Annotated in this window: 19 protein-coding genes; 6 read left to right on the top strand and 13 right to left on the bottom strand. The window is 43.7% G+C overall.

What is annotated here, in order from left to right; translation table 11 throughout:
• Positions 1-94: 94 nt before the first annotated feature.
• The 9 genes from AB6E78_RS17180 to AB6E78_RS17140 form a co-directional block, all read right to left on the bottom strand.
• A complete protein-coding gene (locus AB6E78_RS17180) occupies positions 95-1,408 on the bottom strand; it encodes an HlyD family type I secretion periplasmic adaptor subunit (RefSeq protein WP_372112278.1) in 1,314 nt (437 codons plus the stop codon).
• Positions 1,401-3,653 (bottom strand): ABC transporter transmembrane domain-containing protein, encoded by a 2,253-nt coding sequence (locus AB6E78_RS17175; RefSeq protein WP_372112280.1) that lies wholly within the window; start codon positions 3,651-3,653, stop codon positions 1,401-1,403. The genes AB6E78_RS17180 and AB6E78_RS17175 overlap by 8 nt, the downstream gene beginning before the upstream one ends.
• Positions 3,650-5,296, bottom strand: coding sequence for an ABC transporter ATP-binding protein (locus tag AB6E78_RS17170; protein ID WP_017066510.1), 1,647 nt, complete (start codon positions 5,294-5,296; stop codon positions 3,650-3,652). The genes AB6E78_RS17175 and AB6E78_RS17170 overlap by 4 nt, the downstream gene beginning before the upstream one ends.
• Positions 5,297-5,461: 165 nt before the next feature.
• The gene (locus tag AB6E78_RS17165) at positions 5,462-6,097 is read right to left on the bottom strand and encodes a CatB-related O-acetyltransferase (protein ID WP_017082045.1); all 636 of its coding nucleotides are present in this window, start codon (positions 6,095-6,097) and stop codon (positions 5,462-5,464) included.
• 418 nt (positions 6,098-6,515) lie between these two features.
• A complete protein-coding gene (locus AB6E78_RS17160; protein ID WP_372112285.1) occupies positions 6,516-7,628 on the bottom strand; it encodes an NADH:flavin oxidoreductase in 1,113 nt (370 codons plus the stop codon).
• 287 nt (positions 7,629-7,915) lie between these two features.
• Entirely contained in the window at positions 7,916-8,605 is a 690-nt protein-coding gene (locus AB6E78_RS17155) for a hypothetical protein (RefSeq protein ID WP_102320576.1), read from the bottom strand.
• A complete protein-coding gene (locus tag AB6E78_RS17150; RefSeq protein ID WP_017064441.1) occupies positions 8,605-9,795 on the bottom strand; it encodes an OmpP1/FadL family transporter in 1,191 nt (396 codons plus the stop codon). Before AB6E78_RS17150 ends, AB6E78_RS17155 begins: the two co-directional genes overlap by 1 nt.
• 93 nt (positions 9,796-9,888) lie before the next feature.
• Complete coding sequence (locus AB6E78_RS17145; protein WP_017064440.1) at positions 9,889-10,701, bottom strand: crotonase/enoyl-CoA hydratase family protein; 813 nt, start codon at positions 10,699-10,701, stop codon at positions 9,889-9,891.
• Between the two features lie 478 nt (positions 10,702-11,179).
• The gene (locus tag AB6E78_RS17140; protein ID WP_372133987.1) at positions 11,180-12,373 is read right to left on the bottom strand and encodes a multidrug effflux MFS transporter; all 1,194 of its coding nucleotides are present in this window, start codon (positions 12,371-12,373) and stop codon (positions 11,180-11,182) included.
• A 270-nt stretch (positions 12,374-12,643) separates the two neighbouring features.
• Between AB6E78_RS17140 and AB6E78_RS17135 the strand changes: the two genes are divergently transcribed.
• From AB6E78_RS17135 to AB6E78_RS17120, 4 genes are all read left to right on the top strand, one after another.
• Positions 12,644-13,729, top strand: a complete 1,086-nt coding sequence (locus AB6E78_RS17135; protein ID WP_372112292.1) for a PQQ-dependent sugar dehydrogenase — start codon at positions 12,644-12,646, stop codon at positions 13,727-13,729.
• A 448-nt stretch (positions 13,730-14,177) separates the two neighbouring features.
• The gene (locus tag AB6E78_RS17130) at positions 14,178-14,387 is read left to right on the top strand and encodes a cold-shock protein (protein ID WP_010430417.1); all 210 of its coding nucleotides are present in this window, start codon (positions 14,178-14,180) and stop codon (positions 14,385-14,387) included.
• A 117-nt stretch (positions 14,388-14,504) separates the two neighbouring features.
• Positions 14,505-15,044 (top strand): YaeQ family protein, encoded by a 540-nt coding sequence (locus tag AB6E78_RS17125; RefSeq protein WP_017061727.1) that lies wholly within the window; start codon positions 14,505-14,507, stop codon positions 15,042-15,044.
• Positions 15,037-15,690, top strand: a complete 654-nt coding sequence (locus AB6E78_RS17120; protein ID WP_241910572.1) for a hypothetical protein — start codon at positions 15,037-15,039, stop codon at positions 15,688-15,690. The genes AB6E78_RS17125 and AB6E78_RS17120 overlap by 8 nt, the downstream gene beginning before the upstream one ends.
• 302 nt (positions 15,691-15,992) lie before the next feature.
• Here AB6E78_RS17120 and folE read toward each other — a convergent pair whose 3' ends face one another.
• Positions 15,993-16,646: a GTP cyclohydrolase I FolE gene (folE, locus tag AB6E78_RS17115; RefSeq protein WP_017061725.1), complete on the bottom strand. Its 654-nt coding sequence runs from the start codon at positions 16,644-16,646 to the stop codon at positions 15,993-15,995.
• Positions 16,647-16,861: 215 nt separating this feature from the next.
• Between folE and moeA the strand changes: the two genes are divergently transcribed.
• Positions 16,862-18,097 (top strand): molybdopterin molybdotransferase MoeA, encoded by a 1,236-nt coding sequence (moeA, locus tag AB6E78_RS17110; protein ID WP_372112358.1) that lies wholly within the window; start codon positions 16,862-16,864, stop codon positions 18,095-18,097.
• A 12-nt stretch (positions 18,098-18,109) separates the two neighbouring features.
• Positions 18,110-18,862 (top strand): molybdopterin-synthase adenylyltransferase MoeB, encoded by a 753-nt coding sequence (moeB, locus tag AB6E78_RS17105; RefSeq protein WP_372112360.1) that lies wholly within the window; start codon positions 18,110-18,112, stop codon positions 18,860-18,862.
• Between the two features lie 54 nt (positions 18,863-18,916).
• On the opposite strand, the gene AB6E78_RS17100 is transcribed toward moeB, so the two are convergent.
• The 3 genes from AB6E78_RS17100 to AB6E78_RS17090 all read right to left on the bottom strand — a co-directional run bounded on the left by AB6E78_RS17100 (position 18,917) and on the right by AB6E78_RS17090 (position 23,555).
• Complete coding sequence (locus tag AB6E78_RS17100) at positions 18,917-20,119, bottom strand: EAL domain-containing protein (protein WP_372133988.1); 1,203 nt, start codon at positions 20,117-20,119, stop codon at positions 18,917-18,919.
• Positions 20,112-20,972 (bottom strand): helix-turn-helix transcriptional regulator, encoded by an 861-nt coding sequence (locus AB6E78_RS17095; protein ID WP_372074863.1) that lies wholly within the window; start codon positions 20,970-20,972, stop codon positions 20,112-20,114. The genes AB6E78_RS17100 and AB6E78_RS17095 overlap by 8 nt, the downstream gene beginning before the upstream one ends.
• Before the next feature lie 258 nt (positions 20,973-21,230).
• Positions 21,231-23,555 (bottom strand): ATP-binding protein, encoded by a 2,325-nt coding sequence (locus AB6E78_RS17090; protein ID WP_372074864.1) that lies wholly within the window; start codon positions 23,553-23,555, stop codon positions 21,231-21,233.
• Positions 23,556-23,563: the final 8 nt, after the last annotated feature.

The raw sequence follows: 23,563 nt of genomic DNA, 5'->3' as shown, positions 1-23,563 counted from the left end.
AGCTCTGAAGGATCCTTCAACCGATCGCTTTGGCTTTAACTGATCGGCATTAACGGCATGTGCTCCTTTTTTATGCAAGCCAGAGTGGAGGACTTTACCTCTCTCCAAACGCCACGCTAACATTGGTATAAATCGGTTTCCATAAGTATTGGAACACCGACTTCTCGCCAGTTGTGATGTCTACTTCACCCGTCATACCCGGCAGTATGGAAAAGCTTTCAGGGTTATCACGGAAGTAAGGCGTATCAACCGACACTACAACTTCATAATAGATCTCGCCACGTTCGCTTTGACTTGTGGTCGGTGAAATACTCTCTACCGCCCCTTTTAAAGCCCCAAAGCGGCTGTAATCAAACGCATCAATCTTGACTCGAGTGGGCTGCCCAACACTCACAAAACCAATATCTCTTGGGGACAAACGTGCTTTGAAGTCAGCGTTCCCTCCGACAGGCACAATTTCAACTACCGTGCCACCCGGCTGAATAACACCACCATCCTGCGTGCTTGGTATGCTTTGCACCAAGCCTTGTAGCGGTGACACTAACATAGTGTTCGTCAATTTAGCTTGGCTTGAACGAACTCTAGCATTCAATGCTGATAAGTCAGATACGGCTTTAGAACGATCATCGCTCACTTTAGCTTTCGCTTCCGCCAGAAGCTGTATGATTTTTTGGTCATTACTGTCAGCTTGTCTAATCAATACCGACTTCTTACCACGAGCTTCTTCGATTTTCTGTTCGATACTGGCCAATTTTTGTCGCATTTCAAGCACACGTAAACGTGAAATGTTACCCGCTTTATAACCCTTATCCAGTATGTTCAACTCTTGCTTAGTCGCATTTAACTCTTTCTCATAACTCGGCAAGGCCTTTTCTACGCTACGAAGCTGCTCTGCAATTTGCTCGCTCTCTTTCTCAAGCACCACACGCTTTTGGAAGTAGAGGGCTTTTTGCGCGTTCAGCTGCGCTTTTTGCTGGCTGACGATCTCTGGGTAATCGACCTCAAACTCAGCAAGGTTAGGCTCACGTTGCTCAAGCAGCGCATTCATACGTTCCACACTGGCTAGAAGCGTCACTTGTTGGGACTTTAGCTCTTCAAGGGCGGTACGCTGAAAAGTGGCATCAAACTCAACAAGCGGCTGGCCTTTCTCAACCAACTGCCCTTCTTTAACGAGAATTTGCTTTAACTTCCCGCCAATCGCGCTTTGTAATACTTGCTTCTCGCCTTCTGGAATCACAGCACCTTTGGCTTTGGCGATTTCATCAACTTGAGTGACGACAGACCAAGTGGCAAAAGCAATAACACATAAGGCAACCGACCATGTGGCCAGCGCCAATGTACGAGCCGTATTTTGTGATTCAACAAGTTCACCGTAGCGCTTGCCCTTCTCGATAGATTGTTTAGTCATTAGCGACTCCTTGCTTAGACTTTGATTGTTCTTGTTGGGCTGCATTTTGTTGAGCAGACGCCTCTTGAGTTGACGGCTGTAGCTCTTGAGATAACGGTTGCTCAGATAACTGCGGTTCTTGAGAAGCTTGAGGCTCTGAAGGCTGTTCCTGCTTCGAAGACTGCTCCGGCTCTAATGGACCGGCATAAACCACTGCACCTTCATTTAATACCACCACTTTATCGGCAAGCTTGATTAAATCCGGATCGTGGGACGTGTAGATCACCGTTGCTTTTCCTTTTTTCGACTGCACAAACTCACCAAATATACGTTTAGCATTTGGGTGAGCATCAGGCACAGGGTTATCCATTAAGAACATTGGGTAGTCATAAACCAGCGCTTTCGCGTCAATGAGGATCTGCGCGACGCTGCCAGACAACATGTCAAAAAGGCTGTCCGGCTGAATACTGCTGATGGAAGTATCGAGCCCACCTGATAATGTCTCGAACCAACGCTTTCCGCCCACCATTTCAATTGCAGATATCATTTTCTTATCTTCGACTTTGTGACCGTCGTTTAGCCACTCTCGAATACTCAGCGTAAGCAAATCAGGATATGCGGCTCGAATGAAACACCAGTGGCGATAAAGCTGCGGGTCGTATTGAACGAGGTTAACGCCTTCAAGCTCGACCATGCCATTTTGGATAGGCTGCAAGCCAGACAGCACTTCAATTAATGTTGATTTACCGCTCCCAGAAGGGCCGGTAATCGCGACAACTTCACCGGCTTCAATATCAAAACTCACACCATTCAAAGCGGGGCGACTCTGTTTGGGATAGCGCAGCGTCACTTGGTCTAATTTCAAGTTAGGCGCTACCACGGGTAACGGGTGATGCTGGTAACTGAATTCACGCTCAGACGGCTGAGACAAAATACGGTTCACTTGCAGCTTGGATTGATTAAAGCTATTAAAACGCATCGCGCTGTTTGCCAACACCTGAGCAGGACCCGTCACCTTAGATATCAACATCATTGAAGCAATCAAACCACCGGGCGTCATCACTTGTTCAAAAATAAGTCCTATGCCTAACCCCATCACGGCGAGTGTCGAGCCCACACCAATGAAATAGTAAATCGAGGTGTACCGACTCTGGAGAACCGATTGATTAAAGGTCACTGTTGAAGCAAGAAGATTGGCTTTTTTGAAACGTTGAATCCAGTGCTCTGAGAATCCAGCACTGCGAATAAAGGCAAGCTTAGATGACAGCTCATTAGTCATGTTTTGACGATTCGTACCTGCGACTGTCGATTGCATCGAGCGCTTGCTGCTAGAGCGTATCGAGCGTTTTGCTAGCAAGTAATAAAGGATTAAAGAGACGACTGGAACCAGTACCAACCATCCGCCTAAAACTCCTATCGCTAGTACAAAAATTAGAATGAATGGTAGGTCAAATAACGCATTTCCTAATGGCCCCGATAGCACACCTGAAATACGCTCTGACAACATCACTTGGTTTTGCTGACTAGAAGAAGCTGTTTGCTGATTTTGAGCATAGCTATTACGAAGCAGACGCTGCACGAGGGATTGAGAAATCTCGCGGCTGACTCGGTTGGAAACTGAAGCAAACACTCGGCTACGTAATGTTCTCAACCAACCCATCATCACAAACAACAACGCCGCGCCAATGGCGATACCTTGCAACTCATGCCCTGCATCACCACCAATCACATGGTCATAAATCGACATCGTGATGAAGGGAACAGCAAGCGCAAATAAGTTAGTGATAAAGCTGACCAATAACAATTTAGGAATGATGGGGCGAAACGCATGTAACCTTTCACCAACCCAATCAGGAGAGGCCTTCTCTAATGGTGGCCCTTCGATAACAATACAAAACTGAGGGACATCGGTGATGTCGTTATTGGCATTAAAGGCAACAAATTGCTTGGATTCCAAATGACCAGAGACCAGCTCATGTTCACCAAGTACCAGTAAGACCAATTTATGTTCACCAACTTCATCTAGGTTGGCAACCAAGCGATAAGGCAGTGCAAGCCTGTCGAACAAGGCAAACATATCGTCGATTGATTCAATGCCATTTTCATCGACCCATTGATGTGCGAACAACTGGATATTAGCATTAACTTCCAACTGCTTAAGAACGGAAAGGCTCTCGGTTTCTAAATGATTCATCACCTCTTGTCGACCGCTGGTATCTGCACGGTTGTTCGTACCTGAAGGGTTACCAATATCTAAACGATTCATACGACGGCCTCCTGATTGCTCTCGCTGTCGACCGTAATAGCTCGACTTTCCACTGTAATGATTCGATTAGCAAATTCGCGAAGCTTCGAATGGTAGCTCACCATCAGTATCGTGCGTCCTGCCGTTACTTCTTCTTCCAACACCTTAGCTAGATTCCCAAGGGCGTCTAAATCAAGTGAAGAATCCGGCCTTTCCAACATGATTATGGGTTTATCACTTGCCAATTGAGCCGCGATATTGAGCATTTTCACGTTACCCATACTCAACAAAGAAGCACTCGTATGGCCAATTTGTGTCTCTAGTCCATCGGGTAATCGAGTAATCTCTTTGGTTAAACCCAAACGCTTTGCATAGTCACTGGCGCTTTGCGTTTTCTCAGGGTCAAACCCGCACAAGTTGTCGAGAATAGTACCCGACACCAACTGCCCTTTAACGCCACAGTAGGCAGCAATATTGGTTACGGATGCGATTGAAACTGCAGCTCCGTTAATGAAGCACTCACCCGCTTTTAGATCATCAATACCTGCAATCGACGACAATAAATGACTGTTGGTGTGGCGATCCTCACTCTCTAACAAAACCAACTCACCTTTATTCAGTGTGACATCTGCATGAGAGAGTTCACCATATCTTTCAACGGTCGCTTGCTTGATTTCCAACGTCTCAAAGTCAGATAAGTGGTTCTCAACTTGCTCAGAATCTGAAGATTCCGATAATGATAAGTCACTCAATTTTTCTATTGCCTGATTGGCACTGTGTATTGAATTAAGCTTGATTCTAACCCCAACCAGAGCACTCAAAGGCGCAACCGCTCTGCCAGATAAGATAGAACATGCCGCCAAGCCACCAGTAGTTAACTGACCATCCAACACCCACAAGCTCCCCGTAATTACGAGTAAAACTGACGTGGCTAATGCGGCAAGCTGAATACATTCTTGGGCAAAGGCGTTCTGTTCTTCTTCTCTCGCTTTAGACTGAGAGCGAACGTTATTGAGGGATTTAAACTGATTGAAGATTCGAGACTCAACAGCCTGACGTTTGATTCCTTGAATGGTTTGGCTCAGTAAAATCAAGAACGCTTTTCGCTCCTGCTCATCTTGGGAAGCTTCTTCACTTAAGCTTTTAACGCGAATAGAAGATAACCAAACGATTCCGAGAGTAATCAGCCAAACTGCCAAAGGTATCGCCACCAGCTCACCGCCGATGTAAGCCACCAAGCCCAAGAAGATCAAGGCAAAAGGCAAATCAATAAAGCCTGCAATCACACCACCGGAATACCAATCTTTGACTTTGGATACAGAACCAAGCCCCTCTTCCACGCCGCCAACACCAATGTGGCGGAGATGGCCTGATGAAGCCGTTGTTACTCTTTCAACCAAAGTTTGATAGGTCGCTTTCTCGGTATTGCTGGCCGCGGCTGACAAAAGCCAAGTACGCACAAACCGGATCAATGCTTCCATGGCAACAGCCAACGCTGCACCCGCCAACAACAAAGTGGCAGTACCGTAACTTTGGTTAGGTAAAATACGATCGTAAATTTGCAAAACCGTTAACGGAACGGCGAGAGAGAGAAGATTTATGAGTAAAGAAGGCAGTAGGACTTTTCCTACCACCCCTTTGTTTTTCATTGAACTTGCGGGCATACACAATCCTTATCCATGCTTATGAAATAAGATTGGTACACCATGTTGAGTATTGCAAGGTAACGGACTGATTTAACGTGTTTTTCAATATAAATATGACACAGATCTTTCTACACAAATCTGTGGCTATACCCGTACCTTAAAAACGCACCTTACAAATGCTCCTTACAAACAATTGTCGTAATCCGTTATCGCCTGCTTTAGCTTTGAAAAGTCTGAGTTACATAAATACGGTTTCAGCGCTTCAAATTTATCTGAGGGCCACTCGTATATTTTGAATGACATGAGTTCGTCAATAACGGACTCATCAAAGCGGTATTTGACGACTTTAGCTGGAGAACCACCGACAATGCTGTATGGAGCGACGTCTTTAGTCACCACACTATTCGCTGCGACTACAGCGCCTTCGCCAATCGTCACACCGGGCATCACCATCGCTCTCATGCCTAACCAAACCCCATCTTCAATGTGAGTATCGCCTTTGCCAATGTAGGCGTCGTCGATGACATCCATAAATGGATACAGTGAAAACCAATCAACTCTGTGTGTATGGTTGCCACCCATTAAAATCACGACCTCTGCGCCAATACAGACATAATCACCGATATAGAGTTCGTCGATTTCCCATCGAGGCTCCCACTGGCGGCTGACTTCGTCGCCGTGTAAATAGCGCACTACCGATTGTTCAAAACCATTATCCCAGCAATCGCTGTAATAACTGTGTTGACCTTTTACATGAATATTGGGGTTGGTTACGACTTCATGCAGCAACTCGAATTTGGACCAATGCTTCTTTTGCATTTTTACCTCTGAATGATCTATTTAGTTTTATTCGTTAACGATCAAAATGTTCGACTGTGCGAATCCAAGGTACACAAACTAACGCCCTATAAACACAGGGTTCACTGGGATTAATAGTGAGTATCACGCTTAAATCATAGCAATGTCGCTAAAACTAAAGAGGCGTCAGTGGATTCGAGGTTGCTTAAGAAGAGGAAGTAGTTTCAAAGTTTGCTCAGTTTTTATCGATAACTTGGTTGGATAATTTACAGGCGTAGTGTATCTGTTTAGTCGCACCAATTTGACAGGAAGATGTGATTAATAAGGTTTCAAATATCGTTTCGTGGAATACGGCATGAACAAGAGCCTGCGCGATTACACAGGCTCAAACTTAGACTCGCTATAAATTTCGGCTCACGCTTGGAGCTGGGTTCAGCGACTACATTCGAGCAAGCTGTGCTTTTCTGTCTTTATTCACCACACAAAAGTTACCGCGCTTAGTACGACATTTAGAGCATCGTTCGCATTCAACAGGGCTTCTATCCCCTTCCTTCCAACGCTTAACTAAATGGGGTTCAGAAAGCAGCGGTCTTGAAAGCGCGAAGTACTCAATGCCCGTGTTGTTTGCGATGGCTTCAATGGCATCGAAATCCGTCAATCCACCAACCGTGATCACTGGGATATTAACGTCTTGGCTGATCGCGTGACCATACTCATGGAAGTAGCCTTCAGCTTGAATGGTAAAACCATCGTGCGACTCGCCAATCATAGTGTCTGCTTTACCATGAATATTACCTGACACGACAATGCCATCCACGCCCACTTGTTCAAGCTTTTTACAGACAATACGTGTTTCATCGAAGGTGACACCACCTTCAAAAAACTCCGAAGCTGTGAGCTTAACTAAGATAGGGAAATCATCACCCACCAGCTTGCGCGTCGCAGTATAGATCTCTAACAAAAATCTCATGCGGTTTTCTAAGCTACCGCCGTATTCATCTTCACGTTGGTTGTAATAAGGGCTTAGAAATTGGTTAATCAGGTAAGTGTGAGCGGCATGAATTTCAACGCCATCAAAACCTGACTTCTGTGCTCTTAATGACGCTTGAGCAAAGGCATCAACAATGTAGTCGATCTCGTCTTTGGTCATCGCTTTGCCTAGAGTTTGAGTTCCTTTTTCTGGAACCTCACTTGGTGCGTAGATCACTCGCTCGCCAAGATCATGAGTGGTTTTGGTGCCACCATAAGCCAGTTGCATCACGATTTTAGAGTCGTTGTCATGAACAAGTTGAGTCAGCTTTTTGTACTCTTCAATGAATGAGTCGTTATACATCCCCATCATGCCCGCATTCGGTTTTTCTTCTTCAACGATGTTCGCGTAACCCGTCACGATCAGGCCGACTTCGCCTTGAGCCAACTCTTCGTAGATAGCGTACAGTTTATCTGTCATATGCCCATCTTCGGTGGCCATATTTTCCCACGTTGCACTTCTCATGAAGCGGTTCTTTAGTGTCATCTTGCCAATGTGGGTTTCTGTAAACAAAGTGCTCAAGTGTCTTCCTCTCAAAATCGTGTTACGCAAGTTACCCATTAAGCATGGGCACTGATTCAGGCGGATACTACAGAGAATAAGGCAGCGAAAACTTAATCTAGATTAAGAGAGCGGCACTCTCATGTGAGAAAGATATAGAAAGCATCCAAAAGAGATAAAAAAGATTGGAGAAATGGTAACAAAAGAAAGTCGCTAAGTTTTAATAAGCGACTTTGTTCAATTTAATCTGGACTAAGTCAATGGTTCTTACGAGAGGTGTCCACCTGCGAATTTCTGCCTGCTAACAGTTATTTGAACTCATAGGTGTAAGACGCGCCAACACTGTTATTTTCACCGAAATCGTCCTCAGCAAAAATAGTGAAGAAGTTGAATGATTGAGCGTCACTCAACTTGTAGCTAGCACCGACGCCTGCCCAATACCCTGAATAATCATCAGACCCCATTGAACCGCCACCGAAGCCCATGATAGACCATTCATCAGTAATCGTTTTTAAACCAAACGCACCAATGTAGCCACCGTGTGTTGAGCTCGACATCAATACATAGTCAGAACCAACATTATCATCATCGAAAACCGCTACTTCGCCGTCATTATAGCTGTAACCAGCCATAGGGAAGATTTGCCAACCGAACGGCTCAATATCGAAATAGCTCAGTGGTATAAATGTGCCAATACTGTAGTTGTTCTTATAAGCATCGTTGTCATATTCAGAACGGCTAAAGTTGAAGTTAACAATACCCATAGGCAACAGCCATGAGCCGCCTATTCGCCATTCTTCGCCATCTGCGTTAACACGAGCATTGATCATTCGTGCTTCATCAAGCCCAATAGACCCAGAGAACTGCAGATCTTCGTTATAAGCAACGCCAGCTTTGGTTACGATTTTAGTCGGATCATCAGGGTGCTTCTCTTCAGCAAAAGCACCCGTTGAAAATAAAGACACTAAAGTAATGATTAGTAGATTACGTAATGTCATTAGAAGGTCGCGCTAACACCAACAAAGTGGATACGGCCATCGAACGAACCATTCAACAGATTAACTTGACCAAATCGACCATATCGATCCATCTCAACTGAACCCAAATCAGCGTATTCATAGAACACATCAATTAAGATGTCGTCCCAGTAGGTAGATGCGCCAACTGAGTAGCGGTACTGTTCACCCACAGGAAGGTCAACCCATTGCATTGACGGATCGTCTTGCGGAGAAGTTTCGTAAGAGAAGCCAGCTTTCAAACGCCAGTCTGAATTCAATTGATAATCCGCACCTACCGCAAATTTCCAAACGTCATCCCAGTCACGCTCAATCGGAACACCATTAATTGGACTTCCTGCTATTCCAAAATCAAGAACGGTTGTATCCCATTCACTCCAACGGTGGAACTGAATACTAGCAAGCAGGTCAAGTTGAGAGTTCAAAGCATAGCTCGCACTGACATCGATGATTTCAGGTAAAGCAATATCAGTTGATAATGAATTCAATACGCCTTGGTTAATAACGCCATTTACATCATTGTTAAACTCATGCTCTAGCTTAGAACGGTAACTTGCGCCCAGCTTAAGTTTATCTGTCGGTGTGTACATTACGCCAAGGTTATAGCCGTATGCCCAGTCAGTATCTTGCTTCGCAGTAAGCATTGACGTTGTTTGTTGGAATGCAGCCCAACTGAATTGCACACCCGCGCCTACTGACCATTGGTCATTCAGCTTATAACTCAGTGATGGGTTCACTTGCATTGCAGTAAGAGTGATATCTTCTAGAAGTGCAGCACCCGCCCAATCACTGCCGTAATCAAGGCTAGAGCCGCCAACAGCGCCAAGCGCGATACCAAGGTGTAATTTGTCTGTGACTTGATGAGCGTGGAAGGCACCAAATGACGGCATTACGGAATGAGCTTTACCATCTGGATTACCACCGTTATCTTGATACTTCATTTCAAGATCGAATGCCATGGTGTTGATGGTCGTTTTGCTTTCGCCCATGTGAGACATAGTGGCAGGGTTTGTCCACATCGCCGCTGCAGATCGAGTGTAAACACCATCACCAGCGCCAGTAGTACCAGCGTTGGCAACGACAGCTTCTTGCAAAAACAGGCCACTTGCGAATGCATTTAAGCTCGTAAAAATTGCAGTGGCAGCTAGAGAGTAAGTAAAAGTTTTGTTCATCAGAGCGCTCATTTAGCCTTAGACATTAAATTGCTCTAAGGTTACCGCAAAGCTCAATAAACAAAGGGAATATCCATTATTCCTGTACAAGCGCTATTTAAACTTTCTGGCGACGTAAGGGCGTGGTTTGTCTCGATGAATTTCACGTTGAGCAGCAATCGCCCTGTTCTTACCTAACCCAACCTTTATCTGATACCAAGTTTCGCAGAATACAGCCATGCCCGGGCTTGACCACCAAGTCTTGTTGTAGAGCTTCTTGTTAGCAGCGACGACATCTGGCGACCGATTCGCACACTCAAGTGCCAACGCATAGGCTTCAGCGTAAGGATCTTCGGCAATCTTGGTCACCAACCCATATTCTTTAGCGGTTTCACAGTCGATCACTTTGGCCGTCATCGCCATTTCAAGGGTGTGATCTTTACGCATCAGCTCTCTAAAAGCGATAGCGCCTCCCATGTCTGGAATCAGACCCCACTTTGCTTCCAATATAGAGAAGTTCGCATCCGGGCTAGCAATTCTAAAATCACCCCCACTGACCAATTGCAGGCCGCCTCCCCAACAACGACCATGAATCGCAAAAATGACAGGGCATGGAATATCTCGCCAACCCAATGAAAAGCGTTGTGCAGCGTTAGGCAATGTCGGTAGCCATTTAAACAAGAGCTTCATCGCCCCAGATTTACTGGTTAATAGGGACTTAACATCAAGCCCTGAACAAAAATCAGAACCCTCACCTTTTACTATTACGGCACGAATCTCGGTGTTCTTTTTCAGCTGAGTCACCATGTTATTCACGCCTTGAAACATTGCCATATCAATAGCATTGAGCTTATCGGGTCGATTCAACACAACCGTCGCAATTTGGTTTTCATCGATAGAACAAGTAATACGATCGAGGTTTGGCATGGTGGCTACCTTATCAGTGGTCAGACCTTTAGGTTATACATTTTATTAACATATGCCAAACTTGCACATTAAGAAGCGAGACCTGTGTTGCTTAACGTCTTTCCCTTTACACAAACGACATCAACAAAAAAGCAGTGATGGATCGCTCCATTCACTGCTTTTCATCCGTAGCTTTTATCGCCAATGGCTTTGATTGCCAGTAGCTTTGATTAGCAATGGCTTTCGGTCATGAGCAAAACCTATGTTCTTCGAGATTTCAGTAGCAAGAAGATAAAGTAGCTGCCAGCAATAATGGAAACTAACGTCCCTGCCGCAAGCTGCGCTCGGAACACTACCACTTGCCCTAAGCAGTCAGAAAATAGCATATATTCTGGTAACTTAAACCAAAGCGCTGAACATTAAAAAGGCCATTGAAATTCATCATTTCAATGGCCTTCTCGTTCCTACTAGCCAGGCAGCTAGCTAATTACCTAAGCAACTAACTGAGCTGAGACTCTCTCGCTTCTTGGCTACTGAAACCACGCAAAATGTTAAACAGGGTAATCAATGTGAACAGCATGATAACGAGCGATAAATGCCACGCTTCCCCTAACCCTAACTGAACCAGGCCCATACTCACCATTGAAGACACCACCATCTGCCCGCCACCAGACATCGCAGCCGCCGCGCCAGCGTTCTTCTTATAAGGCAACATCACTAACGCCTGAGCACAAGGTAACGCAATACCATTACCAAGGATCATCAAGAACTGGCCAAGCATGAGATACAAAGGTTCGAGTGGACAGAAGAACAGCCACAAGGCCGCAGCAACGTGCAATACAGGTGTGCATAACAGAGTTTTCTTGTTACCCAGCATAGGGCGAATACGGTTACATAAGCCTGTTCCGCCAAGCATGCCTAATGCTGGAATCACCGCCCACATCGCGTATTCATCTGACGTCATACCAATCTGGTTTTGCATGATAAATGGCATCACCGACACAGTGGTGATCATCAAGCTAAAGTTAAGCCAACCGATACACGCAAAGCTCATAAAATAACGAGAAGTGAGTAGCTCTTTATATTGAGAAACCATTCTCTTAGGCGAAGGGATCGCCGAAACCTGAGTGACGGTTTCCTTAAATTTGAACGCTAACACCACCCAAGCTAATGAGACATAGCCAAGTAGCGAGATAAACACCATGCTCCAGCCAAAATGGAAGTTAATGAATCCACCGATAACGGGCGCGATCAAAGGTGTTATAGACGCAACCATAGCAATGTAAGACATCGCCAAAGGCAAGTCTGCCCCACTGAATCTGTCTCGCGTAGAAGCACGAGCAAGTACCGCGCAACAACCGGTTCCTAAGCCTTGCAGGAATCGCCCCATCACCATGCTAGTAAACGAATGGCTGAAGAAGATGATCATCAATAACCCAAGCATGGCAATCAACAAACCGCTTAGCAGTACCTTCTTGCGTCCCAAAGCATCGGAAATAGGGCCATAAATAAACTGGGAAGGGCCAAAGCCTAATAAATACACACTCACCAAAAGCTGGGCTTGCTCTAGCGAGACATCAAAATCTTTTGCGATCCAAGGCAAAGAAGGAAACACCAAGCCCATACTGAGCTGGCCGATACTGATGACCAAGCACGCAAGTAAGATCGATTTAAAATCAAATCCACGACTCATCGTTTAATAGGTCCGTTCGAAGAAAAATCGTGCGTATCTAACTCACAACATAAAAACTGAGAAAATAGCGAAAATGCTGCTGGTGAGTTGTTCATAATGCTCCGACGGGATCAAATAGAGAAAGGCACAGTAAACATACGTGAGCTTGTATAATCATACAATAGGCGTTCAACTAAATATGTGAATAGTCACTTTTCAGCAACCTCGGCTTTCCGCCAATCGGTCACAAGCGCTAGACTAACACTAGATGCTCATAATCAAGGGATTTCAATGAACACTCATCACCGTATTTTTTCATGTGCTTTGGCGCTGCTTGCCTCTGGTCCTATAACGTCAGCCTTTGCATGGCAGGCAGAGAAGATCACCGACGGACTCGTGATCCCTTGGGGACTGGCTTATGTCAACGATAAGTCCATGTTAGTCACAGAAAAATCAGGCGTCATTAAACATGTCGATTTAAAAACAGGCAATCAAAACACACTGTTCAGGCTGCCCAATGTATGGGCGAAAGGCCAAGGTGGATTATTGGATATCGCACTCTCCCCTTTTGAAAACGGAAAGTTCTACGTCACTTACAGTAAAGACGTCGATGGTGAAGGCGTAACGACACTGGCTTTTGCTAATTACAGCAATAATGAAGTCACCAATTGGACAGATGTGTTTGTATCTAAATCTAGAACGGACACCGGACGTCACTTTGGTAGCCGTATCACCTTTGATGATAGCCACCTGTATTTTTCAATCGGCGACCGTGGTGATCGAGACAACGGCCAAGACACCATGACTCACGCCGGATCAATATTACGACTGAATGCCGATGGAAGCACACCAAGCGATAACCCATTCACGGATAACAACAAAGTGCTCAATGAAATTTGGAGCTTTGGCCATCGTAATCCACAAGGTCTGTATTACGATTTCCCGACTCAAAAGCTTTGGTCGATTGAACACGGCCCTCGCGGTGGTGATGAAATTAACCTAATAAAAGCGGGTGCCAACTATGGGTGGCCTGTCACCTCACACGGAAAAGAGTATTGGGGCCCTATCAGCGTTGGCGAATCGGAAACCAAAGATGGTATTGAAGCGCCAAAAAAAGTCTATGTTCCTTCAATCGCTCCGGGCAGTTTGCTTGTTTACCAAGGAGACAAATACCCAGAGCTGAAAGGCAAACTGCTGGCTGGCGCACTAAAACTTACTCACATCAATATTGTGACAGTCAATGAACAAGGTGAGGCAATCGAGGAAGAACGCATTTTAGAGGACTTGGGCGAAAGGATAAGAGACATCGAAACTTCACCAAACGGAGACATCTTCTTCAGCACTGATAATGGCAACCTGTACCGCTTGAAAAAGTAGCCGAGACCTCGTTCAAGTAAAGGCACTTACCTTACAACGACATTTATAAATATAAGCCGTTAAAAGTGGGCTCAACGCCCAGTTAGCGGCTTTAAATTTGCAAAAATGAATGCGCTAAAACAGTGCATTTACTCCAAATTCGTCATCAATTTCGACCACCTTTTTCACAAAAACTACAACAAATCACCATACAACTGTAACTCCATGATATTTAAGGAATGCAAAGTTTGACTACCCCCAAGTTTCTGCAACCTTTCCCTATGTATTCGATTGACTATCCCCTGATTTGATTTAGACTCGTTCCCGGCTAGAAAGAAAGTTCTTTGTATATAAACATTTCGTTGGATTACTAGTAACCCCGTTGTGTTGTACGCAATAGCAATAAACTTTTCCGCGCTATCAGTGCCACAATTGGCTCAAAATAAAAATTTAATTTTAGGATATCATCATGTCTAACACAGTTACTGGTACAGTAAAATGGTTCAACGAAACTAAAGGCTTCGGCTTCATTCAACAAGAAAACGGCCCAGACGTATTCGCACACTTCTCTGCTATCACTGGCGACGGTTTCAAAACTCTTGCTGAAGGCCAAAAAGTTGAGTTCGTAGTATCTCAAGGTCAAAAAGGCCCACAAGCTGACAGCATCAAAGTACTTTAATTTAGTATTTTAAAGCTTTCTAAAAATAGCCAGCCTCTGCTGGCTATTTTTTTACCCGCTATTCAGAGATTTAAGGTAATATTCCCCTTCACTATTTCTACCTAAGACACCCTCTCAATGGCTCTTAAACCGACAATCTACAAGTTTCGTATCTCTTTAACCGATATGAATCGCGACTATTACGACTCTTTCAATCTAACGGTTGCACAACACCCTTCTGAAACAGAACAGCGAATGATGGCTCGAATCATGGCTTTCTGTATCAATGCATCTCCTGAACTTGAGTTCACTAAAGGATTGTCTAGCATTGAAGAACCCGATTTATGGCAGAAGTCGTTAGACGATCAAATCCTAGAATGGGTCGATGTGGGCGAACCCGATCCAGAGCGTGTTAAGAAGGCAACTCGCCTATCTAAATCAGTACGCGTATTCAGCTTCAACACTAAATCAAACGTTTGGTGGGAGCAGAACAAAGGTAAATTCGGCTACCTAAAAGCTCAGATCGTTCGTCTAGACAACGATGGTATTGAGCAGCTAGCAGCCATGACACAACGTACGATGGATCTTTCAGTCATGCTGACGGGTAACTCTGCTTTCATTAACAGCGATACTCAATCGGCAGAAGTAACGTGGGAAGAGCTACAGAGTAATGACTGAGCGTCCAACCCCGAATAATTCGCAAACAGCAGCTAGCCAGCTAGAAGAAGCCAAGCAACAAGCCGACGCGCAGCAAGAAATCAAAGCTAAACAACAAGCTAGAACCAAGCTTCACCAGTGTTTAAAAGAAGCAGGTTTAGGTTCAGTCAAAGCGCTCTCGACAGGCTACGAGAAAGAGCTGTCGTCATTTATTGATGAAAACCACGCTCTGTTCAAACACGCTTGCGAGAACAAGCCTGACAACTCTGCACGTCAGACGTTGCTTGGCCTGTTAACCAAGGTACATATCGATGCAAGCTATCGCTTTGAAAGCTATAAAGAAGCGAATGAGACGATGCAAAATGTATTCGATAATACTGTGGGCACTGAGCACAGTGACAAGTTTCAAAACTCTAACGCTCAACAGTTAAAACTAGTCACGCATTTGTGGTTGTTCATTCAAGGACGACTAGGAATGGATTACAGCCTAGCCAATGATCACGCAGCTGTAGCCGCTACGCTATTGTCTCGTATATCGAGAAGCAGTGATGATGAGATTCGCGTAGAGTTCATGGCCAGTTTTTACGATGGTTTGAACATCTATCAAGCCGAGAACAAGCCATCAGGTATTGTTCACCACTTAAAGCGTTTGTTTAACCTTTCTTAAGCACTCCCACCAGCGACTGATTCTAGTTACGCTCTATATGCTTTCAACAAACGTTAAGATATAGAGCGTGCTTTTTCTGCTTGGCCGCAACAGATTCCCTATTACGTTCATTCCTCACTTTAGGGAATGGCGAAAGTGAATAAGTCGCTCATTCTTCACTTTAGGGAATAACAGCATTCTCAGCCATTACAGTTGACTTCATTGCAGGCGTAAAAAAGCCCCGCATAAAGCGAGGCTTAGAATATTTTCAACGAACTTCAATTTACAAAGGCTAAATCACGTGCATCCAATAACGAAAAGTATTAACGCAGGCCGTGTAAGAATTCGTGGCGCGTTGCTGGGTTTGATCTGAAGATACCGCCCAGAGCTGTTGTTGTCGTTTCGCTAGTCGCGTCCATTACACCGCGTGATTTCACGCAGTAGTGAACCGCATCCATGGTGACAGCAACGTCATCAGTTTCGAGTAGCGTTTGCAGTGCAACAAGGATCTGCTGCGTCATACGTTCTTGAACTTGTGGGCGCTGAGCAAAGAATCGAACAATACGGTTAATCTTTGAAAGGCCGATGATTTTCCCACGAGGGATATAAGCGACCGCAGTCTTACCATCAATCGTCACTAAGTGGTGCTCACAAGTACTGGTCACGGTAATGTCTTTTACTCGTACCATCTCACGAACGCCCATCTTGTTTTCGATTACCGTAATTTTAGGGAAATTGGCGTAATCCAAACCAGAGAAAATTTCATCCACGTACATTTTAGCAATACGTTGCGGTGTTTCTTCCAGACTATCGTCCGTAAGATCAAGTTCAAGGAGAGTGAGAATCTCACGCATATGGTGTTCGATTCGTTCCTTTTTCTCTTCTCGGCTAACCTGGTTTGGACTCATTGGTGTCTCTAAACCACGGCTTGCTAGCGCATCTTTAACCAACTTCGCTGATTCGCTAAGACCTGACATTGAACTTCCTCTTTTATTACCCCTTCTGGATGGCAAACAAGGATACTCGGAATTTTGAATAAATACACCCATATTTTAAGGGAGGTCATTATTTACGGGGCTTAAACTGTGCTAGAGTGGCTAGAATTTCGTTGGCGAACCAGGTGTTCTGATCATTATTTAACCACCATTGCCAACCACAAAACCAAAACAATAACGATCAAAGGATTTCAATTATGGGCTGTTGCGACGCTCCGGGCTTGATGCCAATTGAAGAAGCACTAGATAAGCTGCTATCGCCAATTCAACCTATTCGAACGACCTTATCACTGCCATTGGCAGAAGCATTGGGTTACGTACTTGCTGAAGATATTCTATCCCCTATTTTCGTACCTCCTTTTGATAACTCAGCAATGGACGGCTATGCACTGCGCTTAGCAGACCTAGAGAACAGTAAAGTGCTGCCTTTAGCGGGCAAGTCCTTTGCAGGTCAACCTTTTGAAGGTGAATGGCCAGCAAACACCTGTATTCGCATTATGACTGGCGCAAAGATCCCGGAAGGTTGTGACGTCGTAATCATGCAAGAAAACACTGCTGAAACTGACGCTGGCATTGAGATTCAGCAAGACGACATCAAGCTGAACAATAACATTCGCCCTACCGGTGACGACATCAAGCAAGGCGATATCGTTCTTAGCCGTGGCGAACGTTTAACACCTCGTGACATTCCAATGATTGCTTCGCTCGGTGTGAGTCATGTAACTGTGGCACACAAACCTAAAGTCGCTTTCTTCTCTACTGGCGATGAGCTCAAGCCATTAGGTCAGCCTCTTGAAGATGGTCAGATCTACGACAGCAACCGCTACGGTATCAAACCGCTGATTGAAGCGTTTGGTTGTGAAGCGATTGACCTAGGCATCATCCCTGATTGCCCTGCAACGCTTAAAGAAACCTTCGAGAAAGCTCAAGAACTCGCGGATGTTGTTGTGACTTCTGGCGGTGTGAGTGTGGGTGAAGCGGATTACACCAAAGATATTTTGGAAGAACTCGGCCAAATCGGCTTCTGGAAGCTAGCTATCAAACCAGGTAAACCGTTCGCATTTGGTGAGTTGGATAACGCTTGGTTCTGTGGCCTACCGGGTAACCCAGTGTCTGCAATGATGACTATGTATGTGTTAGTTCAACCTATGCTGGCTAAACTTGCCGGTCACACTGCGTGGACAGCACCAGAATCGATTCCTGCGATCACTAAATCTGCATTCAAAAAAGGCCCAGGCCGTACTGATTATCAACGTGGTATTTACTCGATTGAAAACGGTAAGTTTGTAGTAGAAACAACAGGTAACCAAAGCTCTGGCGCTTTCCGCTCAATGAGCTTAGCAAACTGCTTTGTGGTACTAGAGCGCGAACGTGGCCGTGTTGAAGTCGGTGAAACGGTTCAGATTCAACTGTTTAACTCCACGCTTTACTAACGAGGCTTGCTGATGGAAATACTGTCTGACGCAGAGATGCTTCGTTACAATCGCCAGATCATTCTCAAACAGTTTGATTTTGAAGGTCAAGAAGCGCTGAAACAGAGTTCAATCTTAGTGTTAGGTGCGGGTGGTTTAGGCTGTGCCTCTGCTCAATACCTTGCGACTGCGGGCATTGGTAAGCTAATGCTGATCGACGACGATGTTGTCGAGCTTTCAAATTTGCAGCGACAAGTACTTCACACCGATACTGATATTGGTAAGAAGAAGGTCGATTCTGCCGCTGAATCTTTGCAGGTATTGAACCCGCATCTGACGATTGAAACTGTCGAACACAGGCTTGATGACGAGGCACTTGGCAAGTTAATTGAAGCACACTCGCTTGTTCTTGATGCCAGTGACAACGTCGAAACGCGCAATCAGTTGAACCGCTTATGTTACGCATCAAAAACGCCTCTAGTATCGGGCGCTGCGATTCGCATGGAAGGTCAGATTAGCGTATTCACTTATCAAGATGAAAATGCACCTTGCTACCAGTGCTTGAGCGCTCTATTCGGCAACGCTGCTCTAAGCTGTGTTGAAGCCGGTGTGATGGCACCTGTTGTTGGCATGGTTGGCGCGGCTCAGGCTTTGGAAGCTATCAAGGTTATTGCCGGGTTTGGACAACCAAAGCAAGGCAAGCTTTTGATTCTCGATGCCATGTCTCACAGCTGGCGTGAAATGAATTTAATGAAGATGCCTAATTGTTCGGTGTGTGGTAAGTAATAAAAAGAGCCAAAGCCCATTGAGTTGGCTTTGGCTCGTTACCCTAATACGTTGTTAATGATTAGAAGTATATTCAGAAGCGACGTAATCTAGCTCCTTTTGCTCTGCGAGCATCTCAACTACAATTTCAGGTAGTGATGGAACCCCATGAAGAAAACCTTGTTGGTTAAAGCCGCCTAGAGCTTCCAGAAATGCACAGGTGTCTTTATTTTCAACACCCTCATAGATAATACGTGCGTTTTTTACCGAAACGAGCTTCTTAACTTCATCGATTTTTTGCATGTAATCAATGTTATGGCAAAGTCCCCATGTAATGGTTTTATCTATTTTTATCTCACTAATAGGCAGTTTGACAATACGTTCAATATTCGATGCTTCCATCCCAAAGTCATCTATAGAAATCTCAAAACCATTCAACCTTAGCCGTAAAATATTTGCCAACAATTCTTTTTCAATATTGCCTGAAAGCCCCTTTTCAGTCAGCTCTACAACGATAGTATGCTCAATACCTTGCTTATAGATCTCGAGTAGATTATCGACAACAGATTCATCAGTCAGTAAATTAGGATCGATATTAATTGAGAACCTCAACGATTTATCAAGTTCACTGAAGTGGAGATGATAATCCTGAATGAATTTATTTATCACGATATTGGTAAAAACCTTTTGCTTTCCTAGCTCTTCAATTACTGGCAAAAAATAGCTCGGTGGAAGTAAGGTCCCGTTTTCATCAGACCATCGTGACAACAATTCAAACCCCGAAATAACATTTATATCCGAAACAACTTGCGGCTGATAAACCAGATTGATGGGAAAATCGTCATCGATGATTGTTGCACGGTTACCAAAGCCAAGCTCGCTTTTGGTTATGGTTTCAACTTCAAGTGCTTTATCAACCAACTCACTTATTTGGTTAGCCCAAATAGGCTTTTCTAGTGAAGCGACAACATTTAACTCATAGAGCTTTCCAAGCATACTCACCGAGCTAACAATGGATTTATCCAAACCTGAAATAATGATTATTTTAGACTCAACATTTTGTTGCGACATCATACTCAAGAGTTCAAATCCATCGCCATTGGGCATCATGATGTCCATAATCACCAAATCAAATGATGCGTTTTGCATTTTGCTCATTGCATCGAACGCATTTTCTGCAAACTGTACAGATGTTTTTTTATTAGATAAAGAGACCGCATTTTTAATGACCTCTCTCGATAGTTCAACATCGTCAACAATCAATACTGTGTTATTCATTCTCTTCACCTTTATAGTTTGCAATAATATCCATCCAAGTGCGTTGTGATTTCATTTTCTTTGAATCCAAGTTCATGACCTTCATTGATCTATCGTTACTTCTTACACTTCGATACTCGCAGCCCAATGAAAAAAACAGATCAAAAATCCTTTTGCTTTTCAGTAGTATATAAAACTCTTTATCTGGATTTAAGCTTTGTAGATACTTGTACGCCTCTCTGCCCATTGTGTCTGTAAATGACGAATAATGAGTGCAGTTAAAAGTAACAACTAAATGTGCTCTATCTTCTTTAGATACTAAGACTTGCTCCAAAAAATCTGCTGCAAGATTATAGTTAGCACTTAATAAGTGTCCGATTAATTGCCCATTAACCGTGACGAGCGTTAACTCTCCAGAATATTGATTTATTATTTTTTCAATAATTACCTTTCTACTCAGACCTAAATCTTCTAAATTACTGAGCATAACGTTATCCTCATATTCAAAGATGACATCAATTAACTTGGTAATCTTCCCAAGAAGGAATGAATTATTTGAGTTAATCACCGTAACTTCTGTTTGGACGTGCATGTTCATATCAATATAACCGTTATTATTAAATTTATTCGTTAACCCTGTGAGAACTGTTTGTGAGTCGTTTGCCTCCCAAACATCAAATATGTTGACTCCAATAAGGTCCAGTAACTCGTTTTGACGTTTTAAGTGGGGAGTTGTTACTCCTCTTTCCCAACGGCTTAGTGTCACAACGTCCAGGTTGTTAAAGTTAGAGTTACTTCTTTGAATCGCATCAACAAAATTAGTTTGAGACAAACCATTATTAACACGAAACGTACGTATAATATTTCCAAACATAGCTTTATTTTCTTATTCGTTATTGTGATTTAGCTTATTTTTAATTAGATACGAACAAAAGCTAAGGGCAAGCTGTGATTGAATAATTTGAAAATGCCCAGCTACTCTCAACACTTATTGGATGATAGTTATTTTCATAACAGTTTGGGCATTATCTTGATGACAATGCCCATAACTCTCAGAAAAACAGATGAAAATAATACATGAAGATCCGAAGATGGCTTACCCTCAGGTTATAGGTAGGAGTATTTAACTAAGTTAGCAAGTACCACCTGATAAAGCGCAATGAAGCTTTAGCTTTAGATCGCTCGGGTTGAGCGGTTTGGTTAGATAACACGAAAAGTATTGGTCCATTCGAGCCTCTTCTTGAATGGTAGCTCGTGCCGTAACGGCAATTATAGGTAACGATGGCTTACGCTTTTCCAACTCAGAAGCAAGCTCAATGCCATCCATAACCGGCATTGAAATATCCGTCAGTACAACATCAAAGTCATGTTCAGAAGCGAGTGCTAAAGCCTCCAAACCATCATTCGCGGTCATGCATTCACAACCTAGCTCGTTTAAGTGGAACTCTAGAATTTCTCGGTTGAACTCAACATCATCAACGATCAAGGCTTTTTTACTTGTGCAGTCTAAGCGCTCTCTAACGTTATATACCTGTTCAGCAACACCGTTAGAACACTCAAGAACATTCATAATTTCTTGAGCTGGGAGTGAGATAACAAAAGTACTACCGGTGCCGAGCACACTCTCAACACGCAACGAACCCTTCATTAACTCTACGATGGTTTTAGTTATCGCCAAGCCCAAGCCAAAACCAAACTGTTGGTCTTCTTGATTAACCTGTTCAAAGCCGTTAAACACCGCATCCAATTTATCTTGGGGAATACCGACTCCAGTATCGCTTACGGAGATATTGAATGCTCTATCGTCGGTTGAAACTTCTATTGTCACCCCTCCCTTGTTTGTAAACTTCAATGCGTTCGAAACTATATTATTGATTGCTTGCTTAATACGAAGCTCATCAATCATCAATGTTGTCGAAGCATCGACATTGCATATAATATCAAGCGACAATTGTTTAGACTCGCTAAGCGGAAAAAACGTATTTTCAATTTCGCGCATCAAACTCATTACTGACAGGCATTTAGGGTTTAATGAATAGCTTGCTGCTTTTACTCTTTCAAAATCCAATAGGTCATTCACAATGCCTAAAATAGTATTGCTCGCACTCGAAATACCGTTCAGCTGATGGCGATATTCGTCAAAGTTTTTGCTATGGCTTAGCATATGTGTATAACCAATAATCGCGGTCAGTGGCGTGCGAACCTCATGGGACACATTTGAAAGCAGCACCGATTTCTGTTTATTGGCCTCACTCGCCTCTTGCGCTGCTATCTCGTACTGCTTCGTTCGCTCTTCAACTTCATATTCAAGCCCTTCAATCAAATTTTGAATCTGGATCCCAGCCTCAGAATAAGCCTTTGAAAGCTGTTCAATTTCGTCTCCATTACTATAAACAGTATGTCTGGATTTATTAAAATCACGCTGCTTTAGATATTTAGCTTGTGCGATCAATTTAGAAATAGGTATCAGCATCTTATTCACCGCGATTGAGTTAATAGCTAAAAACAGACCAAGCAAAAGGATATAAGCAAAGAACAGGCGTTTGATCAACGAGTTATCACCAGATAAAACCAGCTCTTTGGTGGTCGCATAACTGGAACGAATCACATGCTCTGGCGTGACTAAAATCAACCTCCAACCGGTTTGACGGTTCTGAACAAAAGTGACATTGAAAACACCTTTTTCGCCACTTACCACAAAACTACCCAAGTAATGTGACATGATATGGCTTCCGACACTCTTTTGAATTTGTTCATCAAAAACACTTTCAGACATCAATTGGTCGACATTCTGTTGTAGATTCGACGCGATAAGCTTGCCGCTGTCGTCTACTAAGAAATAACGGTATTGGAATTCATCGATCATATTTTCAAAAGTCAGTGAACGAGAAAAATACTCTAAATCTAAATCAAATTTGAGTAACGCGTTATCCCAGTGCTCTGGACGGATATAAATGGCAAACTTAGTGACGTGCCCCACTTTAACTTCTTTCCCTATATAGAAATTCTTGTAGTGGATCATGCGACTAAAATCGACAGAAATAGAGCGGCTTACAATACCATTTTCGGTGATAGAGACTTCTTGGTTGCGTTCAGTGTCAATAAAAAGCACCTTTTTGATAAAGGGCTTAAGCTTAGTATTGATATAAGCCAGCTGTTTATTACGAAGTGCCTCGTTTTTCGATTCATTAACAAAATCATGAGCAAAATCAATCGCCACATGATCCACTTCCTCAGTGATCAGCTCGACCTCTTTATCAAGGGTTACACTTTGAGCTTTCACAAAGGTAAGTAGAAGCTTTTTGTTATTTCCCGTAATGCTCTCCTTTATCTCTTCAAATTGGTTTTGTGAAGAAACCTGAACGATTTCGATAGCGGAGTACGTAAGCAACACCACAAATAGAACCAGTATTGTTGCGTTGGTGAAAATGATTTTATTTTTAAAAGACACGTTCATATCCTCCA

The sequence above is a fragment of the Vibrio sp. 10N.247.310.98 genome, assembly GCF_041467395.1.
Taxonomy (GTDB): domain Bacteria; phylum Pseudomonadota; class Gammaproteobacteria; order Enterobacterales; family Vibrionaceae; genus Vibrio; species Vibrio crassostreae_C.
Note: the sequence above shows the minus strand (reverse complement) of the source record. Positions and strands in the feature narration are given on the sequence as shown.

Coding starts and splice junctions, on each gene's coding strand:
- AB6E78_RS17170 (WP_017066510.1), bottom strand. CDS start 5,296: ATGCCCGCAAGTTCAATGAAAAACAAAGGGGTGGTAGGAAAAGTCCTA.
- AB6E78_RS17140 (WP_372133987.1), bottom strand. CDS start 12,373: ATGAGTCGTGGATTTGATTTTAAATCGATCTTACTTGCGTGCTTGGTC.
- AB6E78_RS17175 (WP_372112280.1), bottom strand. CDS start 3,653: ATGAATCGTTTAGATATTGGTAACCCTTCAGGTACGAACAACCGTGCA.
- folE (WP_017061725.1), bottom strand. CDS start 16,646: ATGTCAGGTCTTAGCGAATCAGCGAAGTTGGTTAAAGATGCGCTAGCA.
- AB6E78_RS17130 (WP_010430417.1), top strand. CDS start 14,178: ATGTCTAACACAGTTACTGGTACAGTAAAATGGTTCAACGAAACTAAA.
- AB6E78_RS17145 (WP_017064440.1), bottom strand. CDS start 10,701: ATGCCAAACCTCGATCGTATTACTTGTTCTATCGATGAAAACCAAATT.
- AB6E78_RS17165 (WP_017082045.1), bottom strand. CDS start 6,097: ATGCAAAAGAAGCATTGGTCCAAATTCGAGTTGCTGCATGAAGTCGTA.
- AB6E78_RS17135 (WP_372112292.1), top strand. CDS start 12,644: ATGAACACTCATCACCGTATTTTTTCATGTGCTTTGGCGCTGCTTGCC.
- moeB (WP_372112360.1), top strand. CDS start 18,110: ATGGAAATACTGTCTGACGCAGAGATGCTTCGTTACAATCGCCAGATC.
- moeA (WP_372112358.1), top strand. CDS start 16,862: ATGGGCTGTTGCGACGCTCCGGGCTTGATGCCAATTGAAGAAGCACTA.
- AB6E78_RS17155 (WP_102320576.1), bottom strand. CDS start 8,605: ATGACATTACGTAATCTACTAATCATTACTTTAGTGTCTTTATTTTCA.
- AB6E78_RS17120 (WP_241910572.1), top strand. CDS start 15,037: ATGACTGAGCGTCCAACCCCGAATAATTCGCAAACAGCAGCTAGCCAG.
- AB6E78_RS17125 (WP_017061727.1), top strand. CDS start 14,505: ATGGCTCTTAAACCGACAATCTACAAGTTTCGTATCTCTTTAACCGAT.
- AB6E78_RS17095 (WP_372074863.1), bottom strand. CDS start 20,972: ATGTTTGGAAATATTATACGTACGTTTCGTGTTAATAATGGTTTGTCT.
- AB6E78_RS17180 (WP_372112278.1), bottom strand. CDS start 1,408: ATGACTAAACAATCTATCGAGAAGGGCAAGCGCTACGGTGAACTTGTT.
- AB6E78_RS17150 (WP_017064441.1), bottom strand. CDS start 9,795: ATGAACAAAACTTTTACTTACTCTCTAGCTGCCACTGCAATTTTTACG.
- AB6E78_RS17100 (WP_372133988.1), bottom strand. CDS start 20,119: ATGAATAACACAGTATTGATTGTTGACGATGTTGAACTATCGAGAGAG.
- AB6E78_RS17090 (WP_372074864.1), bottom strand. CDS start 23,555: ATGAACGTGTCTTTTAAAAATAAAATCATTTTCACCAACGCAACAATA.